Source organism: Duganella sp. Leaf61 (genome assembly GCF_001421905.1).
Lineage (GTDB): Bacteria > Pseudomonadota > Gammaproteobacteria > Burkholderiales > Burkholderiaceae_D > Rugamonas > Rugamonas zoogloeoides.
Window position 1 is genome coordinate 366,931 of sequence record NZ_LMLM01000028.1, and the last position, 14,102, is coordinate 381,032.

The following is a 14,102-nucleotide window of genomic DNA, read 5'->3' on the forward strand; positions in this document are numbered from 1 at the left end:
CATGATCCTGCCTCACGCGCCGGCCAGCCTATTGAGTGCCGACGGCCAGCCGCTGCTTGGCCGCTATGCCGGCCAGACTGGCCATATCGACTGGGAACGCCTGGCGCTGCCGTACGCGCATGGCGCGCTGTGGCGCCGCCTGCACCACAAGCGCTGGCATTACGTGGCGCTATGCACCGAGCGGGTATTTTGCGGCGTGGCGATCGTCGACCTGGGCTGGACCAGCACCGCGTTCGCCTATGCGTTCGACCGCAATGACGGCGACATGCTGGCCAATTTTTCCGCTGACGGCCGCCTGGGCCGGCGCGGCCGGGTGGCCGACCATTCGGGCGGCGCCAGTTATTTCGAGTCGCCCAAGGGCCGCCTCGCGCTCGAGCCGTCGGGCGCGGGCAGTTTTACGCTGTCGGTGGCGTGCGACCACCTGGAGATCGACGCCGAATTCGGCCCGCCCGACGCGCCGCTGCTGCTGGCTGTGGGCGCGGTGGACGGCGGCGCCGTGCATACCACGCAAAAGTCGTCGGGCATGCCGCTCAGCGGCGAAGTGCGTACCTGGCGCGAGGAATACGACCTGGCCGGCGGCGTGGCCAGTTTCGACTACTCCAACGGCCTGTTGGCGCGTAACACTGCGTGGCGCTGGGCATCGGCGCACACGCTCGAACTGGGGTTCAACCTGCAGGCCGGCTATTTCGGCGCCAACGAGAACGCCCTGTGGCTCGACGGCCAGGTGCATGCGCTGGCGCCGGCCCGCTTCCTGTACGATGCAAAAGATCCGCTATCGACCTGGCATATTTTTACGGAAGACGATTTGCTCGAGCTGCACTTTACCCCCGAAGGCGCGCGCCGCGACAACCGCAAGAACCTGGTCGCAGCCAGCCGGTTCTTGCAACCGGTGGGCACGTTCACCGGCTGGGTGCGCAGCACCCCCGACGAGCCGAAACGCATCGTGACGCAAATGATGGGTGTGACCGAGGAGCATACGTCGCGCTGGTAGGCACTCACTGAAAGGGCCGCATGAGCATCAAACATCTCGACCGCTTGCTGGCGCCCCGTTCCGCGGCCGTGATCGGCGCGTCCGGCAAGCCGCACCGCGTGGGCACCCGCGTGCTGGCCAACCTGGCTGCCGGCGGCTTTGCCACGACGGGAAAAATCTGGCCCGTCAATCCCAAGTACACCGAGTTGCACGGCATGCCGTGCTATGCGCGCGTGGCTGCGCTGCCCGAGGCGCCCGATCTGGCGATTATTTGCACGCCAGTGGCCACCATCGTCGGCCTGATCGCCGAACTGGGCGCGCGCGGCACCCGCGCCGTCATCGTCATGACGGAAGTGAGCGGCCGGGCGCAGCGCCAGGCTTTGTTGGACGCGGCGCGGCCGCACCTGCTGCGCATCCTGGGGCCGGGCAGCATCGGCCTGCAAGCGCCGGCTCTGGGTCTCGACGCCAGCTTCACGCATGTGCCGGCGGGCGCGGGCAAGCTGGCGTTCGTGTCGCAAGCGGGGGCGCTGGCGGGGGCGGTGCTGGACTGGGCCGGCGAGCGCGGCATCGGCTTTTCCCATTTCGTCACGCTGGGCGACGATGTGGATGTCGATTTCGGCGACCTGCTCGACTATATGGCCGCCGATGCCGGCACCGAAGCGATTTTGCTGTGCGTGGAAGACTTGCGCTCGGCCCGTAAATTCATGTCGGCCGGACGGCTGGCGGCGCGCGCCAAGCCGGTGATCGTGTTCAAGCTGGGGGCGCGCCAGGAACATGATAGCGACGCTGACCTGGTATTCGACGCTGCCATTCGCCGCGCCGGCATGTTGCGAGTGCATTCCACCGAAGATTTGTTCGATGCCGTGGCAACGCTGGCACGCCGCCGTCCGCAGCGCGGCGAGCGGCTGGCCGTGCTGACCAATGGCGCCAGCCTGGCGCTGGTCGCGGCCGATGCGCTGGCGGCAGGTGAACTGCGCCCGGCGCCGGTGTCGCCTGCTACCCGCAAGCGCCTGGCGCAGCAGGGGTTAGCGATTGCCGCCAGCAGTACTGCCAACCCGACCGCCAACCTGGCGATCAACCTGCCGGCCGATGCTCCGGTAGCGCAGTATGTGGCAGCGGCAGAAGCATTGCTGGCCGACGACCCGACCGACGCACTGCTGTTCCTGCACGCGCCCACGGCCATGGTGACGAGCGAGGCAATCGCGCAGGCGCTGGCGCCGCTGTTCCAGGCCGGCGGCCGCAATGTGCTGTCGTGCTGGCTGGGCGGCGCCTCGGCAGTCAGCGCGCGGCGGCAGTTTGCCGACGCCGGCCTGCCTACGTTCGAGACCCCGGAAACGGCGGTCCACGGCTTTTTGCAGATGGCCCGATACCGCCGCAACCAGGCCTTGCTGATGGAAGTGCCGGCCGGGGTGCCGGGCACCGCCGCGCCGCCCCGGGCGGCCGCACGTACCCTGGTCAAGGCGGCGCTGGCGGCGCACCGCAAGGAACAGGAAAAAAACAAGGGGCCGGTGGTCCTCAGCGACGACGAGGCGCGCAGCCTGCTGGCCGCGTATGGCATCGCCCTGGCCACGCCGCAGCAGGCCGCGCTGGCAGGCCACACGCCGGCGGCGGTGCGTATCGGGATCGGTATCGACCGCGTGTTCGGGCCGGTGGTGTTCTTCGGCCAGGGCGGCCTGGCGGCCGAGGGTTTGGCCGACCTCACGGCTGACCGCACGGCCGGGCTGCCGCCGCTGAACATGGTGCTGGCGCGCGACATGGTGGGCCGTACCCGCATCTCGCGCCTGCTCGCGCAGGGCCAGACCGCCGCCGATGCCGAAGCGCTGGTGCGCACGCTGGTGCAGGTGGCCGACATGCTGACCGATGTGCCGGAACTGGCGGAACTCGACCTCAACCCGGTGCTGGCGATTGGCGGCGCGGTGGTGGCGCTGGGCGCGCGCCTACAACTGGCGGCGCCGCGCAGCCGCCGCACGCTGGCGATCCGGCCGTATCCGCAGGAGCTGGAGCAAACGGTGGCGTGGAATGGCGGCGACATCGTGCTGCGGCCGATCCGGCCCGAGGACGCCGCGCAGCACCAGGCGTTTTTCCACGCGCTCGATGCCGACGATGTGCGGCTGCGTTTCTTCACCGCCATGCGCGAGCTGCCGCCGGCCCAGCTGGCGCGCCTCACCCAGATCGATTACGACCGGGCCATGGCCTTCATCGCGACCAGGCCGCTTGCCGGTGGCGGCGCCGAAACCCTGGGCGTGGTGCGCGCGGTGCTCGATCCCGCCAACCAGAGTGCCGAGTTCGCCATCATCATCCGCTCGGACCTGAAGGGGAAAGGGCTCGGCTACATCCTGTTCGGCAAGCTGGTCGATTACTTCCGCGCGCGTGGTACGGCCGAGATCGTTGGTGATGCGCTGGCCGAGAACCTCGGCGTGCAAAAGCTGGTGCGCCATTTCGGCGGCGTGGTTTTGCCGCACCAGGAACCCGGCATGGTGCGTTTGCAGCTGCCATTGAAGTAGATTTCGCCCGCAGACTGTTATATATTGGACATTCAATTCATGCACCGCATTGGACCAGGTTTGTCTTGGGTCAAGGCGCAGGTGTCGGAATTATTTACACTTTCCACTTCCGCTCTCGCTGTCTCGCCATGGGCGCGCAACTTCAGTTTTGGGAGTCAGAATGTTAACAGCCACATATACCCTGGTTGCGCTGTCGGTGGAACAAGCCAGCGTCCGCCTCAGCCTGCAATCGTTCCAGCAATACGTTCGTAATACCTTGCTGCAGCAAAACAGCATCACGCTCTCGCAGCTCGAGTTCGCTTGCGAATCGCTGCACAAGCTCTACCAGGCATGTCACTGGCGCAAAACCGAAATGTACCTGATCCCCGCGCTGCGCCAGACCACCGAGCGTGCCGACCACCTGCTCGACGAACTCAACCGCCTCAACCAGTCGGCGCTCACCGCCATCCGCAACTTGCAGGAAAAGATGGGTATCTTTGCCGGCATGCAGGATTTTCGCGTCGAGCAAGTGTGCGACAGCATCGAAACTTTTTGTTCGTCCATGCTGAAGCGGCTGGAAAAGGAAGAACAGGAACTGTTTGCCATCGCCCGTGCGGCATTTGCCGGCGACACCTGGTTTTCCATCGCCAACCAATTGATGATGCATGACAAGCACCTGGAAGAAATGAAGCGCTGTGCCCCGGCCGCTGCCGCGCCACGTGCTGCGGTCCGGCAACTTACCGACGCCCAGATCACCATACCGGGGTTGCAGGTATTGCCGCTGGTGGACGATGACGAGGAAAAAGAGGACATGCAGCACACCCGGCCGGCACGATCGCGGCCGGCGGCACGCCACGGCTTGCTTGACGAAGCCATGGCCAAATAGCCTGCCAGTAGCCGCCAAATTGAGGCTGACCGCGCCGTCCGGTCACGAATTACAGGCCCGCCGCACGCCCGCCGGGCAAATTCCTTCTGCTTTGCTATGATGGTGGTTTATCCCACCTCCATAGCGCCCCATGTTCGATTTCATCTTTAAGCGCACTACCGCCCAAACCCAGGCCACGCCCAATGCTCCGGGCGCAGCGGCTGCGGGCGCCGCCGCCGCTGCGGCTGCGGATTCGACCAGCCGCCGCGATGAGCAGGCGCAACGCGCCGCCGCCCTGGCCGGCGACGAAGCGGGCGCCGTGGCCCTGATCCTGCAAAGCGAATTTGCCGGCGTGCGCCTGGCCGCCGCCGAACACGTGCAATCGCAGGCCGCGCTGGAACAGGTGCTGGCCGCCATGCGCAACACCGACCGCCGCGTGGCCAAACTGATGCAGGGCCGGCTCGACGCCATCCGCTACCAGCAGGCCGAGCTGCAAAAAGCCCAGGCCTGCCTCGAACAGGCCCAGCGCCTGCTGAAAGAAGAAAAGCTGACACCGAACCAGGTGGCCGAACTCGATCGCCAGTGGGCCATCACGTCGGCGGTGCCGGCCGTGGCCGAGCCGTATGCGGCCGCCCGTGCAGCGCTGGCCGCCCGCCTGGAAGCGCAAGTGGCGCTGCAGCGCAAGATCATCGATGCCATGGCCGTGGTGCGCCAGTTGCCGGATGCAGGACTGCCGGTGGACGAGTCCGAACAAACGCTGGCGCGCCACGCCGCCGATCTGGCCGACTATCAGCAGGCGCCCGAGCACGCGGCATTGCCACACCATTTGCTGTCCGACTATAACCAGGCGATCGAGCAGGCGCGTGCTGCGCTCGCTGCTGCCGGGCGCCGGGCCGTTGCAGCTGCTGTCGCCGCCGTACCTGGCGGCGCTTCTGCTGGCGCTGACGCCGACTCAACCGTTGCTTCCGGCGCTACCGTCCCGGCCGCAGACGCACCGGGCGCTACGGCAGCCGACACCTCAGCTACTGCGGCAGCCGATCCATCGGCCGCCAAAGCCGTTGGTGCCGAAGCCAGCCCTGCGGCCACCACCGCCGCTCCCGCGCCCAGGAAAGAACGCCCACCGAAGCCCCAGCAATCGAAGGAAGTGGAAAAGAAATTCCTCGAAACACTGGAGGCCATGGAAGCAGCCCTCGAGCAGGGCTCGCTGCACGCCGCTGCCGAGCACGACAAATGGCTCAAGGATCACAAGATCCGCCTGTCGCAACAGCAGACCGACCACCTGAACCATGTCCGTGCCGAACTCAAGCGCCTGGCCGACTGGGCGCGCTGGAGCGGCAATGTTTCGCGCGAGGAACTGGTCAAGGCCGTGGAAGAACTGCCGGTCCAGGGCCTGTCGATGAGCGAGCTGGCGCAAAAAGTGGGCAGCATGCGCGAACGCTGGAAGGAGCTCGACGCCGTCTCCGGCCACGCGCCCAAGGGCTTGTGGGAAAAGTTCGACGCCGCCTGTACCGCCGCCTACGCGCCGGCCGCTGCCCACTTCAAGCACCTGGCCGAGGAACGCCACGCCAACGCGGCCAAGGCGCAAGCGCTGATCGACGAGATCCGCGCCATGGCCGATTCGGCCCATGACGGCGCCGACCTGAAAAATGTTGCCGCTGCCGTGCAGCGGCTGCGCCAAGTGTGGGGCCGCCTCGGCGCCATCGACCGCAAAGAAAAGCGCAAGCTCGACCAGGCGTTCGACAAGGCCCTGGGCCAGTTGCAGGCGCCGTTGTCCGAACAGCGCAAGATCGAGGCAGCCAAGCGCGAGGAGCTGATCGCCGAAGCCGGGCAGTTGCAGCCGGCCGACCGCCACACGCTCGACAAGCTGCGCCGTCTGCAGGAACGCTGGCAGGAGCTGGCCAAGGCGTTGCCGCTCGAGCGCAAGATCGAGCAGGCGTTGTGGCAGCGCTTCCGCACGGTGTGCGATGCGATTTTCGCCAAGCGCAAGGAAACCGCCCACGCCGCCGACCACGAGCGCAAGGCCCACCTGCACGCGCGCGAAGACCTCTGCAAGTCGCTGGAAACGGCCACCTTCAGCGGCGACGACAAAGCCCAACTGGCAGCCATCGCCCACACCCTGCGCGATGCGCAAACGGCGTGGAACGGCGCCGGCGTGGTGCCGCGCGCGGCCGAAGCCCGCATTAACGAGCGTTACCAGGCGGCAGTGGCCGGCGTGCAAGCGCAAGCCGACGCCATCAAGCGCCGCGCCGGCGCCGCCCAGGCCAATGCACTGCGCGACAAGCTGCGCCTGGTGCAGGCGCTGGAGCAGTCGATTGCAGGGCAGGGCGAGCAACTCGATGCCGACGCCTGGCAAGCCCGCTGGACCGCGCTGCCCACTCTCGGCGGCGACTACGACAAGGCGCTGCAAGGCCGCTTTGCGGCGGGCGTGACGGCCCTGGAAGCTGGACGCGAGTCGTACACCAGGCAGCTGGAAGCCAATCGCGCCAAGCTGCTTGACGAAGTGCTGCGCCTGGAGATCGTCGCCGGCGTCGATTCCGGCGCCGAGTTCGCGCGCGAGCGCCTGAAAATGCAGGTGGAAGTGCTGCAATCGTCGTTGAAATCGGGCCAGAAGCCGCTATCGGCCACCGCCGCCTACCTGCAATTGTGCGCGATGCCGGCGCTGGCCGACGACCGTACCGTCAGCCGCATCGAGCAGCTGCTGCGCCGGATCGGCGGCTCGGAGCGGGCATGAGCGAGGGTAATCAACTCAATCAGGTCCGGATCCAGACCGAAGACTTCGACCTGACCACGGAAGTGGCGCGCCTGCGCGCCGCCAATCCGAAGATCGGCGCGGTGGTGACGTTTGTCGGCGCGGTGCGTGACCTGAACGACGGCGCCTCCGTGGCCGAGATGGAGCTCGAACACTACCCAGGCATGACCGAACAGTCGATTGCCGCCATCATCGAGCAGGCCAAAATGCGCTGGCCTACCTTCGGGGCGCTGGTGATTCACCGGGTGGGACCGCTCAAGCCGCTCGACCAGATCGTGCTGGTAGCCGCTACCGCCGCGCACCGGGGCGAGGCGTTTGCCGCCTGCGAGTTCATCATCGATTACCTGAAGACCGACGCGCCATTCTGGAAGAAGGAAGTCACGCCCGACGGCGCCCGCTGGGTCGATGCCCGCGTCAGCGACGACGCGGCGCTGGCCAAATGGCAGGGGGCCGACTCTCCCTGATGTTGTCAAATGGTTCTGGTCGCAGGTCTTGAAAAGTAGTCGTACAACCCTATCTGTGCGCTAACTCAAATCTATCGGAGCATCACCATGCGGCAAGATAAACTCACGACCAAACTCCAGGAAGCCTTGTCGGACTCGCAGAGTCTGGCAGTGGGCAATGACAACCAGTACATCGAGCCCAGCCACCTGCTGCTGGCGCTGCTGAACCAGGACGACGGCAGCGCCCGCTCGATCCTGCAGCGCGCCGGCGTCAACGTGGGCGGTCTCACCAAGTCACTCAAGGATGCGCTCGACCGCAAGCCCAAGGTCTCGGGCACGGGCGGCGACGTCCAGGCCAGCCGCGAACTCGTTGGCGTGCTCAACCTGGCCGACCGCGAAGCGCAAAAGCGCGCGGACCAGTTCATTTCCAGCGAAATGGTGCTGCTCGCCCTCACCGAAGACAAGTCCGACGCTGGCACCCTGGCCCGCGAAAGCGGCCTGACGCGCAAGGCGCTGGAAGCGGCGATCGAGGCCGTGCGCGGCGGCGGCAAGGTCGATTCGCAAGAGGCCGAAGGCCAGCGCGAAGCACTGAAAAAATACACGCTGGACCTGACCGAGCGCGCCCGCGCCGGCAAGCTCGATCCCGTGATCGGCCGCGACGATGAAATCCGCCGCGCGATCCAGGTGCTGCAACGCCGCAGCAAGAACAACCCGGTGCTGATTGGCGAACCTGGCGTCGGTAAAACCGCGATTGTCGAAGGTCTGGCGCAGCGCATCGTCAACAACGAAGTGCCTGATTCGCTCAAGGGCAAGCGCGTGCTCGCGCTCGACATGGCAGCGCTGGTGGCCGGCGCCAAGTACCGCGGCGAGTTCGAGGAACGGCTGAAAACCGTTTTAAAAGAGCTGGCGATGGACGAAGGCCAGACCATCGTCTTTATCGACGAAATGCACACGATGGTCGGCGCCGGCAAGGCCGATGGCGCCATGGACGCGGGCAATATGCTCAAACCCGCGCTGGCCCGGGGCGAGCTGCACTGCGTGGGCGCCACCACGCTCGACGAGTACCGCAAGTACATCGAGAAAGATGCCGCGCTCGAGCGCCGCTTCCAGAAAATCCTGGTTGACGAGCCCAGCGTGGAAGACACGATCGCCATCCTGCGCGGCTTGCAGGACAAGTACGAGCTGCACCACAAGGTCGCCATTTCGGACGCTGCCATCATCGCGGCGGCGGAATTGTCGCACCGGTACATCACCGACCGCTTCCTGCCCGACAAGGCGATCGACCTGATCGATGAGGCCGCGTCGAAAATCAAGATCGAGATCGATTCCAAGCCCGAGGTGATGGACAAGCTCGAACGCCGCCTGATCCAGCTGAAAATCGAGAAGGAAGCGGTCAAGAAGGAAAAGGATGAAGGCTCGCGCCGTCGCCTGGATCTGATCGAGGAAGAAATCGAACGTCTGCAACGCGAACTGAACGACTACGAGGAAATCCTCAAGGCCGAGAAGGCGGTGGTGCAGGGCAGCACCCATATCAAGGAAGAGATCGAGCGCATCAAGCTGCAAATGGAGCAGGCCACGCGCGAGAGCAACTGGCAGCGCGTCTCCGAATTGCAATACGGTCGCCTGCCCGAACTGGAAGCGGAACTGAAGCAGGCGGAAACGGCTGCGGCCAATGGCGTCTCGCTGGAAAAGAATACGCCGCCGAAGCAGCGCCTGCTGCGTACCGAGGTGGGTGCCGAAGAGATTGCCGAAGTGGTGTCGCGCGCGACCGGGATTCCCGTCTCGCGCATGATGCAGGGCGAGCGCGATAAGCTGCTGCACATCGAGGAAAAGCTGCACGAACGCGTGGTAGGCCAGGACGAGGCGATTTCGGCCGTGTCCGACGCCATCCGCCGCTCGCGCGCGGGATTGTCCGATCCGAACCGGCCATATGGTTCGTTCATGTTCCTGGGACCGACCGGCGTCGGTAAAACCGAGCTGTCGAAAGCCTTGGCCGGTTTCCTGTTCGACACCGAGGAATCGATGATCCGCATCGACATGAGCGAGTTCATGGAGAAGCACTCGGTGGCCCGCCTGATCGGCGCGCCGCCCGGCTACGTCGGTTACGACGAGGGCGGGTATCTCACCGAAGCCGTGCGCCGCAAGCCGTACAGCGTGATCCTGCTCGACGAAGTGGAGAAGGCGCACCCGGACGTGTTCAACGTGCTGCTGCAGGCGCTCGACGATGGCCGCATGACCGACGGCCAGGGCCGTACCGTGGATTTCAAAAACACGGTGATCATCATGACGTCCAACCTGGGCTCGCATAAAATCCAGGCGATGGAAGATTCCGATCCGTCAGTGGTCAAGCTGTCGGTGATGGCCGAAGTGCGGTCGCATTTCCGTCCCGAGTTCATCAACCGCATCGACGAGATCGTGGTATTCCATGGCCTCGACGAGAAGAACATCGGCGCGATTGCCAAGATCCAGCTGGCGATCCTGGAAAAACGCCTGGGCAAGATGGACATGGCGCTCGAGATCACCGACGCTGCGCTGCAAAAAATCGCCGAGGCAGGCTACGATCCTGTGTATGGCGCCCGTCCTCTGAAACGCGCGATCCAGCAGCAGATCGAAAATCCGCTGTCCAAGCTGATTCTGCAAGGACGGTTTGGTCCTAAGGACGTGATACACGTCGATGCGGAAAATGGCGAGCTGACATTCAAGTAACAGGTAACGGCTGGCGTTCAGCCGTCATCCTCGCGCACGCGGGGATGACGGCTTTCAGTACGACTTAGCTAAAAAACGCCGTCGGCGTACTGCCAAAGGTTTTCTTGAACATCGCCGAAAACGCCGACTGGCTCGCATAACCGAGTTGCGCTGCCACCTGCGACAGCGGCATCCCGCGCGCAATCAACGGCGCCGCGTGCGCCAGCCGCACCTGCTGGCGCCACTGCACAAAACTCATTCCCAGTTCGCGCTCGAACAACCGCGTCAAGGTCCGCTCGGACGCTCCCACCCGGCCCGCCCAATCCTGCAAGGTCAGCTCCACGCCCGGATCGTCGATCAGCGCATCGCACAACGCTTTCAGGCGCTTGTCCATCGGCAGCGGCACGCGCATCGGCCGCACCGCGCAGCGCGTTACTTCATCGAGAATCATTTCGCTCAGCAGCCGTTCGCGGTCGGACTGTTCGTGCTCGTCGTGCTGTTCGAGTGCGGCGATCAGCTCGCGCAGCAGGTTCGATACGTGCACCACCTTGCAATCGTCGCCGGCAAACGGCGAGCGGCTCGCGTGCACGAACACCGGCCGCAGCAGCGTCGGTTCCAATACCGTCACCGTGTGCTCCATGTCGGGCGGGATCCAGATCGCCCGCTGCGGCGGCACGATCCAGCTGCTGTTGTTGGCGGTCACCCGCACCATGCCCTGCATGGCGTACGTGAACTGGCCGTACGGATGGTGATGCGGCAACAGCACCGCGTTGGCGGCCAGGTTGCGCCCGGCGATGGTGACTTGCCGTTGCAGGGTAGGGTAGACGCCTACCCGGTTGAACAGCGTGTGCGTGACGATCGGAGCTGGCATGGTGGCGAGGTTGTGGCGCAATCGCGCTAAAAGATGTCGTCCTATCTTAAATCAGACGGCGCGTTTCGGCCTACACTGGCGTTTCAAAATAGCAACAGGAGCGCACAATGGATGACAAACAATTATTCCGGCAAGACGCCCGGGTGATCGGCCTGGTCGGGCTGGCGCACGGCACTTCCCACTTTTACCACTTGATATTGGCGGCACTGATCCCGTGGCTCAAACCCGAGTTCAACCTGTCGTATGGCGAACTGGGCCTGTTGATGACGGTGTTCTTTGCCGTGTCCGGCGTGGGGCAGGCCATGGCGGGCTTCGTGGTGGACCGCTTCAGCGCGCGCGTGGTGCTGATGAGCGGCGTGGCGCTGCTTGGCATCTCTGCTGTGGTGCTGTCGTCGGCGCAGAACTACGGGCAGTTGATGGCCGGCGCTTTCCTGGCCGGCTGCGGCAACTGCGTGTTCCACCCGGCCGACTACACTTTGCTCAACCAGCGCGTGTCAAAAAAACGGCTGGCGCATGGCTTCTCGGTGCACGGTATCAGCGGCAATATCGGCTGGGCGCTGTCGCCGTTGTTCCTGACGTCGGTGGCAGGCCGCACCGACTGGCGCACTGCGCTGCTGTGCGCGGCCGTGCTGCCGTTGTGCGTGCTGGCGCTGCTGCTCTGGAACCGCCACGCGCTGCGGCCGGAACCTGCGACCGCGCCCGCCACCGGCGCGGCAGTAGTCGCCGGAGCAAGTGCACTTGGCTTCCTGCGCCTGAAAGTGGTGTGGATGTGCTTTGCCTTCTTCGTGATTTCGGCGGTCGCCCTGGCTGGCGTGCAGACCTTTGCTTCCACCAGCCTGGTGAGCTTGTATGGCATGTCGCTGGCGTGGGCGACGTCGGCTTACACGTGCTTCATGCTGTCGTCGGCGGTGGGCATGGCGTACGGCGGTTTCCTCGGTGCAGGTAATGGCCGCCACGACCGCATCATCATCGGCGCTTTTGCGGCGGCAGCGGTGTTCGCGCTGATCCTGGCGGCAGCCGTGGTACCGGCCTGGATGGCGATCGTGCTGATGGGACTGGTGGGTTTTGCCACCGGCATTGCCGGCCCGTCGCGCGACCTGATGATACGGGGCGCGGCGCCGGCCAACGCCACCGGCCGCGTGTTCGGCGTGGTGTATTCCGGGCTAGACACGGGTCTGGCCATCGGCCCGCTGATGTTTGCGGCGCTCATGGATGCCGGCCATCCGGCTGGCGTGTTCGTCGGCATCGCCATCTTCCAGGCGCTGGTAATCTTTACCACTATTGGTGTGGGCAACAACAGCCGGTCGATGCTGGCGGCCAAGGCGGCGTGAGCTCGATCCGCTTGAAAAACCGCGAGTGTTGGGCGGTTGCATCACTTTTCAGAATTATTTTTTAGATAAGTTCGGCGGTGGATCACAACCAAGGGCGCTTTTTGCGCCCTTTTTTCATCTGGCGGAAAATCAATTTCACATCGTGGGATTTCATGTGGGTTTGCAGCATCGACTTCTTTCATGCTGAGAAAAGGCTTTCCGTATCCTGAAAAATAATTTTTAGTGTGTTGATTATTAAGGAATATATTTTAGTTATATGTCTTATAGAAGACTGCTCATGCGCTGCACAAAAAGGACTACTATAGTTCCAACAGCACGGCATTCATTACCACCAAACTGAATCAACCTTAGGAGAACACCATGGCAACTCGTGAACAGCAAATCGCCGCCCTGCAACAAGACTGGGACACCAACCCACGTTGGAAGGGCGTTACCCGCACCTACACGGCGGAAGACGTGGTGCGCCTGCGCGGCTCGCTGCAGATCGAGCATACGCTGGCCAAGCGCGGCGCCGAAAAACTGTGGGACCTGGTCAACAACGAACCATTCGTCAACGCTCTGGGCGCGCTGACCGGCAACCAGGCCATGCAGCAAGTCAAAGCGGGTCTGAAAGCGATCTATCTTTCCGGCTGGCAAGTGGCGGGCGACGCCAACGTGGCCGGCGAAATGTACCCGGACCAGTCGCTGTACCCGGCCAACTCGGTGCCACTGGTCGTGCGTCGCATTAACAACACGTTCCAGCGCGCCGACCAGATTCAATGGTCGGAAGGCAAGGACGACATCGATTACTTCGCACCGATCGTGGCCGACGCCGAAGCCGGTTTTGGCGGCGTGCTGAACGCCTACGAACTGATGAAGTCGATGATCGACGCGGGCGCCGCCGGCGTCCACTTCGAAGACCAGTTAGCTTCGGTCAAAAAATGCGGCCACATGGGCGGCAAAGTGCTGGTGCCCTCGCGCGAAGCCGTGGAAAAACTGACCGCCGCCCGCCTGGCAGCCGATGTCATGGGCACCTCCACCCTGGTGATCGCCCGTACCGATGCCGAAGCGGCCGACCTGCTGACGTCCGACGTCGATGAAAACGACCGTCCGTTCTGCACCGGCGAACGTACCGTGGAAGGCTTTTATAAAGTCAAACCGGGTATCGAGCAGGCGATTTCGCGGGCCCTGGCCTACGCACCGTACGCCGACCTGGTGTGGTGCGAAACCGGCAAGCCGGACCTGGCCTTCGCCAAGCAGTTCGCCGACGCCGTGCACGCCAAGTTCCCGGGCAAAATGCTGGCCTATAACTGTTCGCCGTCGTTCAACTGGAAGAAAAACCTGGACGATGCCACCATCGCCAAGTTCCAGAAGGAGCTGGGCGCCATGGGTTACAAGTTCCAGTTCATCACGCTGGCTGGTTTCCATGCGCTGAACTACGGCATGTTCAACCTGGCGCACGGCTATGCCCGCAACCAGATGTCGGCCTTCGTGGAATTGCAGGAAGCGGAATTCGCGGCTGCCGAGAAAGGCTTCACGGCCGTCAAGCACCAGCGCGAAGTTGGCACCGGCTACTTCGATGCCGTCACCCAGACCATCCAGAACGGCCAGTCGTCCACCACGGCGCTGCACGGTTCCACCGAGGACGAGCAATTCTTCGACAAAAAGGTCGCTTAACCAGTTTAAAACCCGCACGGCCAGGCGGGGTCGGAGCCTGACAGGGCCC

At 64.3% G+C, this 14,102-nt stretch carries 10 protein-coding genes; 8 read left to right on the forward strand and 2 right to left on the reverse strand.

What is annotated here, in order from left to right:
• The first annotated feature begins 1 nt into the window (after position 1).
• From ASF04_RS16770 to clpB, 6 genes are all read left to right on the forward strand, one after another.
• Positions 2 to 991, forward strand: coding sequence for a DUF2804 domain-containing protein (locus ASF04_RS16770; RefSeq protein WP_056143978.1), 990 nt, complete (start codon positions 2 to 4; stop codon positions 989 to 991).
• A 20-nt stretch (positions 992 to 1,011) separates the two neighbouring features.
• Positions 1,012 to 3,474: a bifunctional acetate--CoA ligase family protein/GNAT family N-acetyltransferase gene (locus ASF04_RS16775; protein ID WP_056143981.1), complete on the forward strand. Its 2,463-nt coding sequence runs from the start codon at positions 1,012 to 1,014 to the stop codon at positions 3,472 to 3,474.
• Positions 3,475 to 3,634: 160 nt separating this feature from the next.
• Complete coding sequence (locus tag ASF04_RS16780) at positions 3,635 to 4,339, forward strand: hypothetical protein (RefSeq protein ID WP_056143985.1); 705 nt, start codon at positions 3,635 to 3,637, stop codon at positions 4,337 to 4,339.
• A gap of 130 nt (positions 4,340 to 4,469) precedes the next feature.
• On the forward strand, positions 4,470 to 7,049 hold the full coding sequence (locus ASF04_RS16785) for a DUF349 domain-containing protein (protein ID WP_056143987.1): 2,580 nt from the start codon (positions 4,470 to 4,472) through the stop codon (positions 7,047 to 7,049).
• Positions 7,046 to 7,531 carry a molybdenum cofactor biosynthesis protein MoaE gene (locus ASF04_RS16790; RefSeq protein WP_056143990.1) on the forward strand — a complete coding sequence of 162 codons (486 nt, stop codon included), beginning with the start codon at positions 7,046 to 7,048 and terminating at the stop codon, positions 7,529 to 7,531. Before ASF04_RS16785 ends, ASF04_RS16790 begins: the two co-directional genes overlap by 4 nt.
• A gap of 87 nt (positions 7,532 to 7,618) precedes the next feature.
• Complete coding sequence (gene clpB, locus ASF04_RS16795) at positions 7,619 to 10,216, forward strand: ATP-dependent chaperone ClpB (RefSeq protein ID WP_056143993.1); 2,598 nt, start codon at positions 7,619 to 7,621, stop codon at positions 10,214 to 10,216.
• 64 nt (positions 10,217 to 10,280) lie between these two features.
• Here clpB and ASF04_RS16800 read toward each other — a convergent pair whose 3' ends face one another.
• On the reverse strand, positions 10,281 to 11,066 hold the full coding sequence (locus tag ASF04_RS16800; protein ID WP_056144706.1) for a helix-turn-helix domain-containing protein: 786 nt from the start codon (positions 11,064 to 11,066) through the stop codon (positions 10,281 to 10,283).
• 107 nt (positions 11,067 to 11,173) lie between these two features.
• On the opposite strand from ASF04_RS16800, the gene ASF04_RS16805 reads away from it, so the two are divergent.
• On the forward strand, positions 11,174 to 12,397 hold the full coding sequence (locus tag ASF04_RS16805; protein ID WP_056143997.1) for an MFS transporter: 1,224 nt from the start codon (positions 11,174 to 11,176) through the stop codon (positions 12,395 to 12,397).
• Between the two features lie 41 nt (positions 12,398 to 12,438).
• Here the strand turns inward: ASF04_RS16805 and ASF04_RS27575 are convergent, their stop codons facing one another.
• Complete coding sequence (locus ASF04_RS27575; protein ID WP_156368673.1) at positions 12,439 to 12,579, reverse strand: hypothetical protein; 141 nt, start codon at positions 12,577 to 12,579, stop codon at positions 12,439 to 12,441.
• 178 nt (positions 12,580 to 12,757) lie between these two features.
• Here ASF04_RS27575 and aceA point away from each other — a divergent pair, with 178 nt between their 5' ends.
• Entirely contained in the window at positions 12,758 to 14,053 is a 1,296-nt protein-coding gene (aceA, locus tag ASF04_RS16810; RefSeq protein WP_019920180.1) for an isocitrate lyase, read from the forward strand.
• Positions 14,054 to 14,102 lie beyond the last annotated feature (49 nt).